We start from the raw sequence: 14,575 nt of genomic DNA on the forward strand, positions 1-14,575 counted from the left end.
GCCCTCTCTGGCACGACTGACGTGCATGCCTACCCGGAGCCCGCCCCATGCTGATTCGTCGCCCCCCCGATATTGCGCCGTCGGAGATTACCCCGCACAGCGTGTACCTCAACCGCCGCCAGTTCATGGCCGGCAGTGCCGGCTTGCTGCTGCCGGTGGCGTCCATCGCCGCCTTGCCGGCCAGCAAAAGCCCTTACTCCGCCAGCGACAAGCCCAATAGCCGGCAGGAGATCACCAGCTACAACAACTTTTACGAGTTCGGCACCGGCAAGGACGAACCGGCGCTGTACGCCGGCCGGCTGAAGACGCGACCGTGGTCGGTGGCCGTGGGCGGCGAAGCGGCCAAGCCGCGCAGTTTCAGCATCGAGGAGCTGCTGAAGTTTCCGCTGGAAGAACGCATCTACCGCCTGCGCTGCGTCGAAGGCTGGAGCATGGTGATTCCGTGGGTGGGCTTTCCGCTGGCCAGCCTGCTGAAACAGGTGGATCCGACCAGCCGCGCCAAGTACGTAGCCTTCGAAACCGCGCTGCGCCCTGGCGAGATGCCCGGCGTGGCGCGCCGCGTGCTGGACTGGCCGTACCGCGAAGGCCTGCGCATCGACGAAGCCATGCACCCGCTCACCCTTCTGGCCGTGGGCCTGTACGGCGAGCTGCTGCCGGGCCAGAACGGCGCGCCGGTGCGGCTGGTGGTGCCGTGGAAGTACGGCTTCAAGAGCATCAAGTCGATCAGCCGCATCACACTGCTGGAAAAGCAGCCGCCCACCAGCTGGAATATGGCTGCACCAAACGAGTACGGCTTCTATTCCAATGTGAACCCGGCGGTAGACCACCCGCGCTGGAGCCAGGCCAGCGAGCGCCGCATCGGCGAGTTCCTGAAGCGCAAGACGCTGCCATTCAACGGTTACGCCGATCAGGTGGCCGGCCTGTACCGCGGCATGGACCTGGTGAAAAACTTCTGATGCGGCCAACCTTGCTCCACAACCCTTCGGCGGCCACGGTTGGCCGCATCAAGGCGCTGCTGTTCGTGCTGTGCCTGCTGCCGCTGGCGGCCAGCCTGTGGCAAGCCTTGAGCGGCCAAGCGGTGAACCCGGTAGAAACGCTTACCCGCGACAGTGGTAGCTGGGCGTTGAACCTGCTGCTGGCCGGCCTCGCCATTACGCCGCTGCGTCGGCTGGGCGCGCCGGGCTGGCTGCTGCGCCTGCGCCGCATGCTGGGGCTGTACGCCTTTTTCTACGCCAGCGTCCACCTGCTGATCTACCTGTGGCTGGACCAGCTGTTCGACTGGGCCGCCATCGTGCAAGACATCATCAAGCGCCCGTTCATCACCGTGGGCATGGCGGCGTTTGCGTTGCTGCTGCCGCTAGCCATCACCTCTACCGACGGCTGGCTACGACGGCTGAAGCGGCGCTGGGGCCAGCTGCACCGGCTGGTCTACCCGCTGGCGCTGCTAGCTGTGCTGCACTACCTGTGGCTGGTGAAGCGCGACCTGACCGAGCCGCTACTGTACGCCGCCGTACTGGCGGTGCTGCTGGGGATGCGGCTGTGGTGGCGCTTGCGGCCAACCTCTGGGCCGCGGGTACAATAGCGCCCTGTCTTACCCTGCCCTATCGATAGCTATGTCCAAGGAAAAAGCCCCGGTCACCCAGGCGGTGCGCATGCTGCGCGAACACCAGGTGGCCTATACCGAGCATCTGTACAAATACGAAGAAAAAGGCGGCACCCGCGTGTCGTCACGCGAGCTGGGCGTGGACGAGCATGCGGTGATCAAGACCCTGATCATGGAAGACGAGCAGCGCAAACCGCTGGTGGTGCTGATGCACGGCGACCGCGAAGTGGCCACCGGCATGCTGGCCAAGCAGATCGGCGCCAAGAAAATCACGCCGTGCGACCCGAAAACCGCCGACAAGCACAGCGGCTACCAGGTGGGCGGCACCAGCCCGTTCGGTACCAAGAGCAAGATGCCGGTGTACATGGAAGCCGGCATTGCCGAGCTGGCACGCATCTACATCAACGGCGGCAAGCGCGGCTTTCTGGTAGGCATGGCGCCGGCCGAGCTGCAGCGCGTGCTACAGCCGGTACTGGTGACGGCCAGCGCGTGATAAGCGGCTACACCGGCCGCTGGATGCGGCGGCGATAGGCGCTGCGCAGCACAAAGCCGGCCACCAGGAAGCCCAGCATGGTCAGCGCCAGGCTTTGCACGCTGCCCCACACCAGCGGTGAAATCACCCCGGCCAGCAGCGTGGAGAACATGGTCTGCACAAAGCCCTGCACCGACGACACCGTGCCGCGCAGGTGCGGGAACTGATCCATCAGCGTCAGCGTCATCGACGGCGCCGCCAGCGACATGCCGGTGGTGTACAGCGCCAGCGGCAGCACTGCCCACGGTACCGCCGGCGTGATCAGGAAGGCCTGCAGCAGGTTGGCCGCCGTGGCGGCAAACATCAGCGTGTAGCCGATATTGACGATGGTGCGGGTGTCGCGCCGCCCGGCCAGCTTGCCGGACAAAAACGCGCCGAACATGATGCCGGACACGATGGGGCCGAACATCCACAGGAAGTCGTTATGGCCCAGCCCCAGATGCTGCATGACAAACACTGGCGCCGACGGGATGTAGACAAAAAAGCCGGCAAAATTGCACGATACCGCCAGTGCCAGCAGCTGGAATTCGCGCTTGCGGCCAACCTCCAGGTAGTTGGCCAGCAACTGCCGCCAGGCAAACGGCGTACGTGCTGCCGGAGCGTGGGTTTCCGGCATCGCCCGCCAGCACACGGCAAACACCAGCAGCCCGAGCACAGCCAGAAACACGAAAATGGACCGCCAGCCCAGCGCGCCGAACAGCAAGCCGCCCACCAACGGGGCTACCGCCGGCGACAGCGAAAACAGCATGGTGACCTGCGACATCATGCGCTGCGCATCATGACCGTGAAAGGTATCGCGGATGATGGCCCGCCCTACCACCAGCCCGGCACCACCACACAGCCCCTGCATGGCGCGGAACAGCAGCAGCGTGCCCAGATTGGGCGCCAGCGCACAACCGATCGAGGCCACGGCAAAGGTCAGCGTGGACAGCAAAATGACCGGCCGGCGGCCAACGGTGTCGGAAATGGCACCGTGCCACAGCATCATCAGCGCATAGCAGAACAGGTAGATCGACAGCGTTTGCTGCATTTCGATGGGAGAGGCGCCCAGCGACTGCCCCATATCGTGCATGGCGGGCAAGAAGGTATCGATAGAAAATGGCCCCAGCGAAGCCAGTGCGGCCAACAGCAGCGCCAATACGCCAAAGCGGCGGCCGGAAGAGTCTGTCATGAGAAAACTACTTTCTGAAACACGAAACTGCGATATAAAAGTGACACTCTCGCAGCCTACGGAAAGCATCATGATTCGTTACTACCACAACCCGCGCTGCTCGAAATCCCGCGAAGGCCTGCAGCTGTTGCAACAGCACGGCGCCGAGCTGGACGTGATCGAGTACCTGAAAACCCCGCCCACTGCCGACGAGCTGGCCGCCATCATCGCCTTGCTGGGCGGTGACCCGCGCAGCATGATGCGCAAGAAGGAAGAGGAATACACAGCCCTGCACCTGGACGATGTGACGCTGGAAGACAAGCACCTGATCCAGGCCATGCTGGCCCACCCCAAGCTGATCGAACGACCACTGGCCGTGACCGACGGCAAGGCAGCCATCGGCCGGCCGCCGGAAAACCTGCTGTCGCTATTATAGAGAAAGCAGGCCGCCCCACGCGGCGGCCACCAGCAGCCCGGCGTACCTGCCTGGTACGCCGCACGGCGTAAAACCCTGCCGCTTCAACAGGATAAACAACAATCCCCGGCTAGCCGGGGATTGTTCTTGCTGACTGATTTCTGTGTTTCCTGCCCGTCAGAACAGCTGATCCTTCACGTTCTCCACCGCATCTTGCACCGGAGCCGCCGGCTCGTCAGCCGTGGCACCGGACGCTTCCTCAGCAGGCCCCTGGCCGCTACCCGGCACCGAACCACGGTTATTGATGCGAAGTTCGGGGTTGGTACGCTGGAATTCTTCCAGGTAGTACTCGTCATTGCCACGCAAGCCCGCACCCGGTTTCACCACCACGCCGGCGGGCGGCGGCAGCTCGACATCCGGCACACCTTTCAGCGCATTGCTCATGTAGTTCACCCAGATCGGCAATGCTGCGGTGCCACCATAACCGTAGCGGCCCAGGCTGCGCGGCTGGTCGAAACCGACCCAGGTCACCGCCACCAGATTGGGGTTGAAACCGGCAAACCAGGCATCGCGGAAATCGTTGGTGGTACCGGTCTTGCCGGAAAGGTCATTGCGGCCCAGCGCCATGGCACGGTTGGCCGTACCGTAGCGCACCACGTCTCTCATCATGTTGCTGATGATGAAGGCGTTGCGCGGGTCGATGGCCAGCGGCGCATTCTGGCCGGCAATCGCCGGCTGGGTACGCGCCAGCACGCGGCCGCTGGCATCCTCGATGCGATCGATGAAGTAGGCACGGGTGCGGAAACCACCGTTGGCGAACACCGAGTAGCCCTCGGCAATCTGCAACGGCGTGGCAGTACCGGCCCCCAGCGCCATGGTGAGATAGGCCGGGATGCTCTTGCCGTCAAAACCGAAACGCTGTACGTACTGCTGGCCAAAGTCGGTGCCGATCGACATCAGGATACGGATGGACACCAGGTTCTTCGACAGCGCCAGCGCACGACGCATGGTGATCATGCCGGCGTAACGGCCATCGTCGTTCTTCGGGTCCCAGCTCTGGCCGCCGATGGTCTGCGGGTCAACCGTAATCGGGGCATCGTTGATCATGGTGGACGGCGTAAAACCACGATCCAGCGCTGCAGAATAAATGAATGGCTTGAAGGTGGAGCCCGGCTGACGGATGGATTGGGTCACATGGTTGAACGGGCTGCGATTGAAATCAAAGCCCCCCACCAGGGCACGGATGGCACCGGAACGCGGGTCCATCGAGACGAAACCGCCTTCTACTTCCGGCATCTGGGTAATCTGCCAGTTGCCTTTGGCGTCCTGTACCACGCGCACATGGGCACCTGGGCGCAGGCGCTGCGCCGGGGTCACGCGCTCCGACAAGGCCGAACGGGCAAAACTCAGGCCGGTACCGGTAATGGCCACTTTCTTGCCGCCACGCAAATACACCGTCACCTTGCCGCTGTTGGCGGCCAGTACGATGGCCGGTTGCAGGTTGCCACTGTCGCGCACGGCGGCCAGGGCTTCGTCCAGCGCTTCTTCCAGCTCTTCTTGCGGAATGGCAGACAAATCGGTAAATGCTTCCGGACCACGGTAGGCTTGGCGGCGGTCGTAATCCATCAAACCGGCGCGCAAGGAATCGAATGCCCATTGCTGATGGCGGCTATCCAGCGTGGTATACACGCGATAGCCTTCGGTATAAGCCGCTTCTTTATAACGGCCATACATGGCCTGGCGCACCATTTCCGCCATGTATTGCGCCGGGAGGCTGGCTTCCAGTGTCGGCTTGGCCAATACCATGGGTGCCGCTTTCGCTTCTTCGTATTGCTCGGTAGTAATGAAACGCAGCTCGTGCATGCGACGCAATACATACAGTTGACGCAAGCGCGCGCGCTCCGGGTTCACCACCGGGTTGTAGCTGGACGGCGCCTTGGGCAGGCCGGCCAGCATCGCCATCTCGGCAATATTGAGGTTTGCCAAGGGCTTACCATAGTAAGCCTGGGCAGCGGCGGCAAAACCGTAAGCCCGCTGACCGAGATAAATTTGATTAAAATACAGTTCTAAGATCTGGTCTTTCGATAAAGTATGCTCAATTTTGAAAGCCAATAAAGCTTCATTGAATTTACGGGTGAAAGTTCTTTCACTCGATAAAAAGAAATTTTTAGCTACCTGCATGGTAATGGTGCTTGCACCAGAGTGCGTGCGACCGGATACTATATTGCCCACTGCAGCGCGTAATACACCGAGGTAATCGATACCACCGTGTTGATAAAAACGCTCGTCCTCCGCCGCCAGCAACGCTTGCTTCATATGCTGCGGCACGTCCTGGATGCGCGTGAACGAACGGCGCTCTTCGCCGAACTCGCCAATCAGGACGTTATCCGCCGAGTAGACGCGCAACGGCATTTTGGGACGGTAGTCGGTCAGGACATCCAGACTGGGCAGACGCGGGTAGGTAATCACCACAGCGATCAGCACCAGGCCTGCCACGATGATGGCCAGACCGGCAAGCAGACCGGCTGTCAGGGTAATAAAACGCTGGAGCATCTTGTTCTAGCCTATAAAAGTGATGGCGCATTATACCTGCAAGGCTGCGCCGCAAGACGATTAGCAACGCACAAGCCTGTGCCCTGCAACAAGGAGGTTGGTGGCCAACCCTAGCGTTGGTGCCAGATTATGATGCCTGGAGAAACAAGACGTTTCGATAGAAACCGCCTTCAACAGCTGTTCAGCAGCTGGCTCCCCTCCTCCCGCCACTCCATGCTGGGGCTGGATATCAGTTCCACTGCCATCAAGATGGTCGAACTCAGCCGCCACGGCCGCACGCCGCAGCTGGAACGCTACGTGGTGGAGCCGCTGGCCAAAGACCTGATTACCGAAGGCAACATCAACAATATGGACGAGGTGGCCGACGCCATCCGTCGCGCCTGGCACCGCATGGGCTCGCCGACAAAACGGGCTGCGATTGCCCTGCCAACCTCCATGGCCATCTACAAGAAGATCCTGGTCCCGGCTGGCGCACTGGGCGATGACCTTGAGCTGCAGGTAGAAAGCGAAGCCAATCAGTACATACCGTTCCCGCTGGAAGAAGTAAACCTGGATTATCAGGTACTGGGGCCGGCAAGCAACAGCGCAGACGATCTGGACGTGATGATCTGCGCGTCGCGCAAAGAAAAAGTGGAAGAACGCGTAGCAGTCGCGGAAATGGCAGGCCTGAAGGTGGAGATCGTCGATATCGACGCCTTTGCCATGCTGACGGCGTTCGAACAGATCCAGCAGCAACTGCCCGACCAAGGCATGAACCAGACCTTTGCCCTGTTCGATATCGGCGCCAGCAAGATCCACTGCTCGGTCATCCGCAACAACCAGCAACTGTACTACCGTGAGCAGGTATTCGGCGGGGTACAACTGACGCGCGATATCCAGCGCCGCTATGGCTATACCTACGAAGAAGCCGAAGCCGGCAAGCGCAGCATGTCGCTACCGGACGGCTACGAGGCAGAGCTGTTGTACCCGTTTGTCGATTCGCTGGCGCAAGAAATCCAGCGTGCACTGCAGTTTTTCTACACCACGGTCAGTGTGTCGCAATACCTGCGTGTGGACTACATCCTGCTGGCCGGGGGATGCAGCATGTTGTCCGGCCTGGACGATGCCATCCTCAACCGTACCCAGATCAGCACCATGATTGCCAACCCGTTCACGACCATGACCCAGGCACCCGGCATCCAGCTCAAGGAGCTGCTACTGGATGCACCGTCATTGCTGGTGGCCTGCGGCCTGGCTTTGCGGAGATTTGACTAAATGATCCGCATCAACCTGCTACCGCACCGCGAACAGAAAAAGGCAGCGCACCGGAAACGCTTCCAGACCCTGATGCTGGCCAGCCTGCTGGTAGCCATCGGCCTGACCTACCTGTGTTACTTGCAGCTAGAGGACGCCAAGGCAAGCCAACTGGCGCGCAACCAGCGGCTGGATGAAGAGATCGGCAAGATCAACGCCAAACTCAGCAATATCGAGTCGCTACGCCAGAAAAAAGCCGAGTTGCTGGCGCGCAAACAGCTGGTGGAACGCCTGCAGTACGATCGTACCCAGGCTGTGTACATTTTTGACGAGCTGATCCGCCTGATGCCGGAAGGCGTGTTTCTGAAGGACTTCCGCCAGACAGGCAGTAACATCGCCCTTAGCGGCGTCGCCCTGTCCAGTGCCCGTGTATCGCTGCTGATGCGCAGCTTGGCAGAATCGAATACTTTCGCCGACCCGGTGCTGATCGAAGTCAGCGCCACCAACGTCGACAAGATCCGTGCCAACCAGTTCAGCCTGAGCGTAACACTGAAGGCACAACATGCCGCCGCACCGCCGCAAGGAGCCGCCAAATGACCCTGGACGAATTGCGCACCCTTGACTTCAAGGACATGCCCAACTGGCCGCTGCAAGGCCAGTTGGCCGCCCTGCTCGTGATGATCCTGATGGTACTGGGGGCAGCTTACCTGCTTGTGTTTTCGTCCATACAGGATGAAATTGCCCAGGCCAAACTGAAAGAAGAAGAGCTGCGGCAGACCTTCGTCGACAAGAAGCGTCAGGCCAGCAACCTGGCTGCACTGGAAAACCAGCTCAAACAGATCGAAACCTCGTTTGGCACGCTGCTCAAGCAATTGCCCAGCAAGTCGGAAATGGACGCGCTGCTGACCGAAATCAACCAGGCCGGCATCGGCCGCGGTTTGCAGTTCGAGTTGTTTCGCCCGGCCACCGAAGTCAAAACCGACCAGATGGCCGAGATGCCGATCCAGATTCGCCTGACCGGCACCTATAACGAACTGGCAGCCTTTGCGACCGACGTTTCCCAGCTGTCGCGCATCGTCACCATCGGCGACATCTCGCTGACACCCGCCGATGCCAAAAACAGCCGCCTGGTGATGATGGCCACGGCCAAGACCTACCGCGCGCTGGAAGCGGAAGAGAAAGTCGCCGCACCGAAATGAGCACAATCACGATGTCTAGACTGTTTCCTGTCTTGCTACTGCTGCTGTCAGCCTGCAGCCTGACCGAGCAGGACGACCTGGAGCAATGGATGCAGCAGGCCGGTAGCGGCCTGCATGGTCAGGTCGAGCCATTGCCCCAGATCGAGCCCTACAAGCCCTACCAGTACCGTGGTCAGGACCTGGTCTCGCCATTCGACACCAACCGTCTGCAACTGGCACGCAAGAATGCCAGCAGCAACCTGCCTGACACCGGTCGCCCACGGGAAATACTGGAAAACTACGAACTGGACAAACTGAAGCTGGTGGGCACCATGCTGCTGCAAAAAGAACGCATCGGGCTGATCCAGACGCCGGAAGGGGGAATCTACCGGGTACGCATCGGTAGCTTTATCGGCCCGAATTACGGCATTGTGCGTGCTGTCAGCGAAACCGAAATCAAACTGGAAGAAACTGTCGAAGATGTAAACGGCGAGTGGGTAAAGCAGGATAACAACCTCTACCTGCTTCAGGAACAAGGAAAAGCACCATGAAAACAATGACCCTGACGCAGCTGGCCGCCGCCCTTACCCTTGCCGGCCTTTCCGGCCTGGCCATTGCGGCCAACAGCATTACCCAGATCGAACTGCTCAAGAATGCCCAGGAACAGCAAGTGCTGGCGGTGACCTTCAGCAACCCGCTGCCCGTCTCGCCCAACAGCTTTGCCATTTCCAATCCGCCACGGGTGGCATTCGACTTTCCCGATACCCGCAACCAGACCGGAAAGACCCAGCTGCCCTTTGCCGCCAGCCTGCTCAACGCCGCCACGGTGGTAGAAGGCCAGGGCAAGGCACGCCTGGTACTGAACCTGAACAAATCGACTGCCTATACCAGCAAACTGGAAGATAACAAGCTGCTGATCACGCTGAATGCCCCTGGCAGTGCCAGCCAGCCAGTCAGCGCGCCTGCCAGCCGCATCCAGGAAGCACCAACCGAAATCCTGCCACCGGTCTTTGCTGCGGCACCGAATGCCATTGCGCCGAATGGCGTGGTCCAGAACGTGGACTTCAAACGCGGCGACAACGGCGAAGCTCGGGTACTGATCGACCTCAACAGTGCCAGCACGCCAGTCGATATCAAGCGGGAAGGCAAGAACGTCGTGATCGACCTGGCAGGCGTCAAAGTGCCACGACATCTGGAACGCCGCTTGGACGTGACCGATTTTGCCACCCCTACCCGCCGCATTGATGCCACGAATCAGGGTGCGGGCAGCCGCATCGTGCTGCAATCCGAGGGCGATTGGGCCTACTCCTCCTACCAGACCGACAAGCGCCTGGTGGTGGAGGTACGCAAAATATCGGCCGAAGAAGTGGAAGCCGCACTGCAAGCGCAGGGCAAAGCCAGCTACAAGGGAGAGAAGCTGTCGCTCAACTTCCAGAACGTCGAAGTTCGCTCCTTGCTGCAGGTAATTGCCGAATTTACCGGCATGAACATCATCACCAGCGACTCGGTCAACGGTACGCTGACCCTGCGGCTGAAAGACGTGCCTTGGGATCAGGCACTGGACCTGATCCTGGCCCAGAAGAACCTGGAAAAGCGCCAGGTGGGTAACGTGGTGCGCATTGCGCCACGCGACGAATTGCTGGCGATCGAACGTCAGGCTGCCGAGTCGCAGAAGCAACGCGTCAATGCCGAGCCCATCATTACGGAAACCTTCCAGATCAAATACCGGGCGGCAGAAGAGATCCGCGAAGCACTCAAAGACCTGGCCGGCTTCTACAGCGAGAACGTCACCACCAGCCAGGGCAGCAGCAGCACGGGTACCAAAGCCGCTATTCTGGTCGACCCGCGCTCCAACAAGATCATCATCCGTGAGCGGGTGTCCGTCATTGAAGAAATCCGCAAGGTGATCCAGACGCTGGATACCCCGCTGCGCCAGGTACTGATCGAAGCGCGCATTGTCGAGGCCAAGGACAACTTCCAGAAAGACTTGGGCGTACGCCTGCAAGTTACCAAGGTAGGCGGGGACACCTCGGTCGGCAATCTGTCCAACGGCGGCAGCATACCCATCGGCCAATTGCCGTCTGGTGATGTCACATTCAACCCAAACGTCAGCCTGCCTGCTTCGCTGAGCGGTGCCTCGATTGCAGCTGTATTCAAGGGGGCCAGCAGCATCATCGGGCTAGAGTTATCAGCCATGCAGGCAGAAGACCGTGGCAAGGTCGTCTCCAGCCCGCGCATCCTGACTGCCGACCGTACCAAAGCCACCATTACCGAAGGTACCGAGATTCCGTATCAAACCACGGATAAAGACGGCAACTCGTCGACAACCTTCAAAAAGGCCAACCTGACCTTGGCCGTAACGCCGCAGGTAACGCCGGAAAACGACGTCGTCCTCAAGCTGAACATTACCAAGGACACGCCGAACACCAAGCTGAAAGTGGGCGAAAATCCTGCCATTGACAACAAGACCGTCGACACTGAGGTTCGGGTCGAAAATGGCGGTACCGTGGTCATTGGCGGCATTTACGTGCAAGAACAAAACACGGTAGAGAACCGCGTGCCCTTGCTGGGCGACCTGCCAGTAGTCGGCGCCTTGTTCCGCAACAATTCCAATACCAACAACCGTCGCGAACTGCTGGTTTTCATCACGCCGCGCATCGTGGAGAATGAGTTCATTCCCCGCTGAGCTAGCAGACATATCATGAAGTCATCCGATACAATGCCTGCCATGGAACTGGCAGGCAATTTTTTTCTGGTGGGCCTGATGGGCTCGGGCAAGACCACGGTTGGCCGCACGCTGGCAAAGCATACCGGCAAGACGTTTTATGATTCCGACCACGAAATCGAGCGTCGTACCGGGGTACGCATCACCACGATCTTCGACATCGAAGGCGAGCCACGCTTTCGCGAGCGAGAGCGCGATACCATCGCCGAGCTGTGCCAGATGCAGGGCATCGTTCTGGCCACCGGTGGCGGTGCCATCCTGGCACCGGAAAACCGCCAGGCGCTACGCAAGCACGGTACAGTCATCTACCTGCGCGCCCAGATCGACGACATCCTGGCGCGCACCCAGCACGACAAAAGCCGGCCACTGTTACAAACCGCCGACCCGCGCAGCAAGCTGGAAGAACTGTTCGCCATCCGCGATCCGCTCTATCGCGAGGTCGCCGACATCGTCATCGACACCACGCACCAGAACGTCAATGTGCTGGTCCACCGCCTGGAGCAGCGATTGCTGAGCCACCAAAGCAAGCACCCTGTCAAACCATGATCACGCTCAACCTTACCCTGCCCGACACCAGCTACCCCATCTACATCGGCGAACACTTGCTACCGCAAGCCGAGCTGCTATTGCCACACCTGAAGCAGAAAAAAGTGATGATCGTGACCAATACCACGGTCGCACCGCTGTATCTGGAAACCTTGCGTCGTGGCCTGCAACAGCACGGCGTCAGCGTACTGAGCGTGACCCTGCCAGATGGCGAAGATTTCAAGACCTGGGAAACGCTGAACCTGATCTTTGATGCACTGCTGGCCAACAAGTGCGAGCGCGGCACCACGCTGATCGCGCTAGGGGGTGGCGTCATCGGCGACATGGTGGGGTTTGCCGCCGCCAGCTACCAGCGGGGTGTGCCGTTCATTCAGGTTCCCACCACGCTGCTGTCGCAGGTGGACTCCTCGGTAGGCGGCAAAACCGCCATCAACCACCCGCTGGGCAAAAACATGATCGGCGCGTTCTACCAGCCCAAAGCGGTGCTGGCCGACATGACGCTGCTGGATACGCTGCCCGAGCGCGAGCTATCGGCCGGTCTGGCGGAAGTGATCAAATACGGCCTGCTGGGTGATGCCAGTTTTATCGACTGGCTGGAACAGAATATGGGCGCGCTGCGCGCCAAGAACAAAACCGTACTGGCCGAGGCCGTACGCCGCTGCTGTGCCATGAAAGCCGACATCGTGTCGCAAGACGAGCGTGAAAGCGGCATCCGCGCCCTGCTGAACCTGGGCCACACGTTTGGCCACGCCATCGAAGCCGGACTGGGCTTTGGTACTTGGCTGCATGGCGAAGCAGTGGCTGCGGGCATGATGCTGGCGGCGGAAGCCTCGCGGCTGCTGGGCTACCTCAGCGAAGACGAGGTTGGCCGCATCGAACGCCTGCTGCATGCTGCCGGCTTGCCGACGGTCAGTCCCGACCTTGGCGAGGCCGTCTGGCTGGAACACATGAGCCATGACAAAAAAGTGAGCGACGGCACCATCCGCTTTGTGCTGATGCAGCAATTAGGTCATGCCATTGTCGCAACGCTACCCGCAGCGGTGCTCAGCGCCACGCTCAACAGCCGCTTCGTGGCGAAGTAACTACGTAGATTTACTACGAAATTCTACGAATAGGCAGCCTGCCGCGCAGGCCTGACAATAGCGGTATCCGATCAGGAGACTGCCATGCTAGGCCTCGTCAAACAGCTTACCGACAAGATCCACGCCAGCCAGGAAAGCGGGCTACTCAGCCACGCCATGAGCCCCTGGCGTTATGTGCCGCCCCAGGAACGCCTGATCGACCCGATTGGCGAGGCGGAAGTTTTCCTCGCCTACGGCAAACGCCAGGAAGCGGTACGCGTGTTGCGCCATACGCTACGTCAGCAGCCCGACAACCTGGAAGCCAAGGTATTGCTACTGCAAGCACTGGCCTATCTGCGCGACAGCCAGGCCTATTGCACCCTTGCGCGCGAACTGGCGCCCATGCTGAGCGGAAAAGCCCTGTGGCACACCATTTGCCGCGAAGGGCAAGCGCTGGCCCCTGCCGACCCCCTGTTCCTGTACCAGGCCTGATCACGGCCAAACCCGGCATTGCCATGTTCCGCCCTCCGGTACGCAATGGCGCATGATGCCGGTAGACAACAGTTCGATGTAGCCCTCCTCCGGCGTACTCGCCGTCGCCCGCAGTACGTAGTAATCGGGATCGGTATTGCGCGGCGTACTGCCGAATGCCAGTGTGTAACTGGGTTGCGTGCTGGCAGGGTAATAAACGTACGGCAAGGCTGGCCACTGGGTGGCTGACAGTTTGTAGCTGCCCCTCTCACTATAAAAGCGCTCCAGCACCGCTGCATTTTCCTGCAGCAGGGCAGCCACCGCGGCGCGCTCGGCTTGATGCAAACTGGCCCGGTATTCTTGCACCGCCAGACTGGTGATGATGGCCACCAAAGTCAGTACCACCACCATTTCCAGCAACGTGAAACCTTGCCGAGCTAGGTGCACGGTAGCACCTGTCGGCTGCCACTACCGAATAGCCGTAACTCCCGGCAGTACCCTTCCGCATTTCTCGCCGTATACCGTACCAACGGTACCGATAGCATGCCACTAGGCGTGATCCGGTACTGTAAGACATTGCTGTGCAGCGTCACCGCCGATTGAGGCAACACCACGTCGCGTGCCTCCTTGCTGTCGTAACTGGCCACGCGGCCAGCAGGACTGTCGATGAAAAACAGCACGCCCTCTGCTGCCTGATAATGCCCACCTGAGGCCCTGGCAGGCAGACAACCTTGCACATCGAGATTGCGCTTCAGATTGGCCAGGCACACCTGCACGCTTTGGCTACGGGTAATAGCTTCGCTACGCATGCGCATGATCGCCGTCGCGACACGGGATAACTGCCCATCAACCGCCTGCCGGGCCATGAACTGGCGGTAGCCATCCAGATTCCAAAGCAGCACCATTGCGATGATGGCGAGTACCACCAGCAACTCCAGCAGTCCGGCTCCACAGCTACGTAATGACATGACAGACTCCCGATCACCATCGACCAAGCATGCACTCGGCATGACCATGGGAGCTTAGGAACATTCGTTGTCACATGTCAAACAGGCAAATTCAGCTGAAAATCCAGCCTAAAAGCAGCCCCATCCATTGATAGTAAAAG

Annotated in this window: 16 protein-coding genes; 12 read left to right on the forward strand and 4 right to left on the reverse strand. The window is 60.2% G+C overall.

The window, feature by feature from the left end; translation table 11 throughout:
- The first annotated feature begins 47 nt into the window (after nt 1-47).
- The 3 genes from msrP to ybaK are packed head-to-tail and all read left to right on the forward strand — an operon-like array spanning nt 48 to nt 2,096.
- Nucleotides 48-956 carry a protein-methionine-sulfoxide reductase catalytic subunit MsrP gene (gene msrP, locus FLQ03_RS04045; RefSeq protein ID WP_144372748.1) on the forward strand — a complete coding sequence of 303 codons (909 nt, stop codon included), beginning with the start codon at nt 48-50 and terminating at the stop codon, nt 954-956.
- 11 nt (nt 957-967) lie between these two features.
- Nucleotides 968-1,582 (forward strand): protein-methionine-sulfoxide reductase heme-binding subunit MsrQ, encoded by a 615-nt coding sequence (locus tag FLQ03_RS04050; RefSeq protein ID WP_240802196.1) that lies wholly within the window; start codon nt 968-970, stop codon nt 1,580-1,582.
- Nucleotides 1,583-1,613: 31 nt separating this feature from the next.
- Nucleotides 1,614-2,096 carry a Cys-tRNA(Pro) deacylase gene (gene ybaK, locus FLQ03_RS04055; protein ID WP_144372750.1) on the forward strand — a complete coding sequence of 161 codons (483 nt, stop codon included), beginning with the start codon at nt 1,614-1,616 and terminating at the stop codon, nt 2,094-2,096.
- Nucleotides 2,097-2,103: 7 nt separating this feature from the next.
- On the opposite strand, the gene FLQ03_RS04060 is transcribed toward ybaK, so the two are convergent.
- Nucleotides 2,104-3,306 carry a multidrug effflux MFS transporter gene (locus FLQ03_RS04060; protein ID WP_144372751.1) on the reverse strand — a complete coding sequence of 401 codons (1,203 nt, stop codon included), beginning with the start codon at nt 3,304-3,306 and terminating at the stop codon, nt 2,104-2,106.
- A gap of 70 nt (nt 3,307-3,376) precedes the next feature.
- On the opposite strand from FLQ03_RS04060, the gene arsC reads away from it, so the two are divergent.
- A complete protein-coding gene (gene arsC, locus FLQ03_RS04065) occupies nt 3,377-3,721 on the forward strand; it encodes an arsenate reductase (glutaredoxin) (RefSeq protein ID WP_144372753.1) in 345 nt (114 codons plus the stop codon).
- Between the two features lie 156 nt (nt 3,722-3,877).
- Here the strand turns inward: arsC and FLQ03_RS04070 are convergent, their stop codons facing one another.
- Nucleotides 3,878-6,253, reverse strand: coding sequence for a penicillin-binding protein 1A (locus tag FLQ03_RS04070; protein ID WP_144372755.1), 2,376 nt, complete (start codon nt 6,251-6,253; stop codon nt 3,878-3,880).
- A 213-nt stretch (nt 6,254-6,466) separates the two neighbouring features.
- Between FLQ03_RS04070 and FLQ03_RS04075 the strand changes: the two genes are divergently transcribed.
- The 8 genes from FLQ03_RS04075 to FLQ03_RS04110 all read left to right on the forward strand — a co-directional run bounded on the left by FLQ03_RS04075 (nt 6,467) and on the right by FLQ03_RS04110 (nt 13,488).
- A complete protein-coding gene (locus FLQ03_RS04075; protein ID WP_144372756.1) occupies nt 6,467-7,507 on the forward strand; it encodes a pilus assembly protein PilM in 1,041 nt (346 codons plus the stop codon).
- The gene (locus tag FLQ03_RS04080; RefSeq protein WP_144372757.1) at nt 7,508-8,083 is read left to right on the forward strand and encodes a PilN domain-containing protein; all 576 of its coding nucleotides are present in this window, start codon (nt 7,508-7,510) and stop codon (nt 8,081-8,083) included.
- The gene (locus FLQ03_RS04085; RefSeq protein ID WP_144372758.1) at nt 8,080-8,685 is read left to right on the forward strand and encodes a type IV pilus inner membrane component PilO; all 606 of its coding nucleotides are present in this window, start codon (nt 8,080-8,082) and stop codon (nt 8,683-8,685) included. Before FLQ03_RS04080 ends, FLQ03_RS04085 begins: the two co-directional genes overlap by 4 nt.
- A gap of 11 nt (nt 8,686-8,696) precedes the next feature.
- Entirely contained in the window at nt 8,697-9,215 is a 519-nt protein-coding gene (locus FLQ03_RS04090) for a pilus assembly protein PilP (RefSeq protein WP_206210854.1), read from the forward strand.
- On the forward strand, nt 9,212-11,350 hold the full coding sequence (locus tag FLQ03_RS04095) for a type IV pilus secretin PilQ (protein ID WP_144372759.1): 2,139 nt from the start codon (nt 9,212-9,214) through the stop codon (nt 11,348-11,350). Before FLQ03_RS04090 ends, FLQ03_RS04095 begins: the two co-directional genes overlap by 4 nt.
- A gap of 33 nt (nt 11,351-11,383) precedes the next feature.
- Complete coding sequence (gene aroK / locus FLQ03_RS04100) at nt 11,384-11,935, forward strand: shikimate kinase AroK (protein ID WP_206210858.1); 552 nt, start codon at nt 11,384-11,386, stop codon at nt 11,933-11,935.
- Nucleotides 11,932-13,017 carry a 3-dehydroquinate synthase gene (gene aroB, locus FLQ03_RS04105; RefSeq protein ID WP_144372760.1) on the forward strand — a complete coding sequence of 362 codons (1,086 nt, stop codon included), beginning with the start codon at nt 11,932-11,934 and terminating at the stop codon, nt 13,015-13,017. The genes aroK and aroB overlap by 4 nt, the downstream gene beginning before the upstream one ends.
- Before the next feature lie 84 nt (nt 13,018-13,101).
- Nucleotides 13,102-13,488, forward strand: a complete 387-nt coding sequence (locus tag FLQ03_RS04110; protein WP_144372761.1) for a type IV pilus assembly protein FimV — start codon at nt 13,102-13,104, stop codon at nt 13,486-13,488.
- Here the strand turns inward: FLQ03_RS04110 and FLQ03_RS04115 are convergent, their stop codons facing one another.
- Nucleotides 13,489-13,914, reverse strand: a complete 426-nt coding sequence (locus tag FLQ03_RS04115) for a type IV pilin protein (RefSeq protein ID WP_144372762.1) — start codon at nt 13,912-13,914, stop codon at nt 13,489-13,491.
- Entirely contained in the window at nt 13,905-14,435 is a 531-nt protein-coding gene (locus tag FLQ03_RS04120; RefSeq protein WP_170252302.1) for a GspH/FimT family pseudopilin, read from the reverse strand. Before FLQ03_RS04120 ends, FLQ03_RS04115 begins: the two co-directional genes overlap by 10 nt.
- Between the last annotated feature and the right edge of the window lie 140 nt (nt 14,436-14,575).

This window comes from Vogesella urethralis (assembly GCF_007644045.2).
Classification (GTDB): Bacteria; Pseudomonadota; Gammaproteobacteria; order Burkholderiales; family Chromobacteriaceae; genus Vogesella; species Vogesella urethralis.

What these genes read in the sequence shown, in the direction of transcription:
- FLQ03_RS04095 (WP_144372759.1), top strand. Translation starts at nt 9,212, where the DNA reads ATGAAAACAATGACCCTGACGCAGCTGGCCGCCGCCCTTACCCTTGCC.
- FLQ03_RS04080 (WP_144372757.1), top strand. Translation starts at nt 7,508, where the DNA reads ATGATCCGCATCAACCTGCTACCGCACCGCGAACAGAAAAAGGCAGCG.
- aroK (WP_206210858.1), top strand. Translation starts at nt 11,384, where the DNA reads ATGCCTGCCATGGAACTGGCAGGCAATTTTTTTCTGGTGGGCCTGATG.
- arsC (WP_144372753.1), top strand. Translation starts at nt 3,377, where the DNA reads ATGATTCGTTACTACCACAACCCGCGCTGCTCGAAATCCCGCGAAGGC.
- FLQ03_RS04070 (WP_144372755.1), bottom strand. Translation starts at nt 6,253, where the DNA reads ATGCTCCAGCGTTTTATTACCCTGACAGCCGGTCTGCTTGCCGGTCTG.
- msrP (WP_144372748.1), top strand. Translation starts at nt 48, where the DNA reads ATGCTGATTCGTCGCCCCCCCGATATTGCGCCGTCGGAGATTACCCCG.
- FLQ03_RS04090 (WP_206210854.1), top strand. Translation starts at nt 8,697, where the DNA reads ATGTCTAGACTGTTTCCTGTCTTGCTACTGCTGCTGTCAGCCTGCAGC.
- FLQ03_RS04085 (WP_144372758.1), top strand. Translation starts at nt 8,080, where the DNA reads ATGACCCTGGACGAATTGCGCACCCTTGACTTCAAGGACATGCCCAAC.
- FLQ03_RS04075 (WP_144372756.1), top strand. Translation starts at nt 6,467, where the DNA reads ATGCTGGGGCTGGATATCAGTTCCACTGCCATCAAGATGGTCGAACTC.
- FLQ03_RS04120 (WP_170252302.1), bottom strand. Translation starts at nt 14,435, where the DNA reads ATGTCATTACGTAGCTGTGGAGCCGGACTGCTGGAGTTGCTGGTGGTA.
- ybaK (WP_144372750.1), top strand. Translation starts at nt 1,614, where the DNA reads ATGTCCAAGGAAAAAGCCCCGGTCACCCAGGCGGTGCGCATGCTGCGC.
- FLQ03_RS04060 (WP_144372751.1), bottom strand. Translation starts at nt 3,306, where the DNA reads ATGACAGACTCTTCCGGCCGCCGCTTTGGCGTATTGGCGCTGCTGTTG.
- aroB (WP_144372760.1), top strand. Translation starts at nt 11,932, where the DNA reads ATGATCACGCTCAACCTTACCCTGCCCGACACCAGCTACCCCATCTAC.
- FLQ03_RS04110 (WP_144372761.1), top strand. Translation starts at nt 13,102, where the DNA reads ATGCTAGGCCTCGTCAAACAGCTTACCGACAAGATCCACGCCAGCCAG.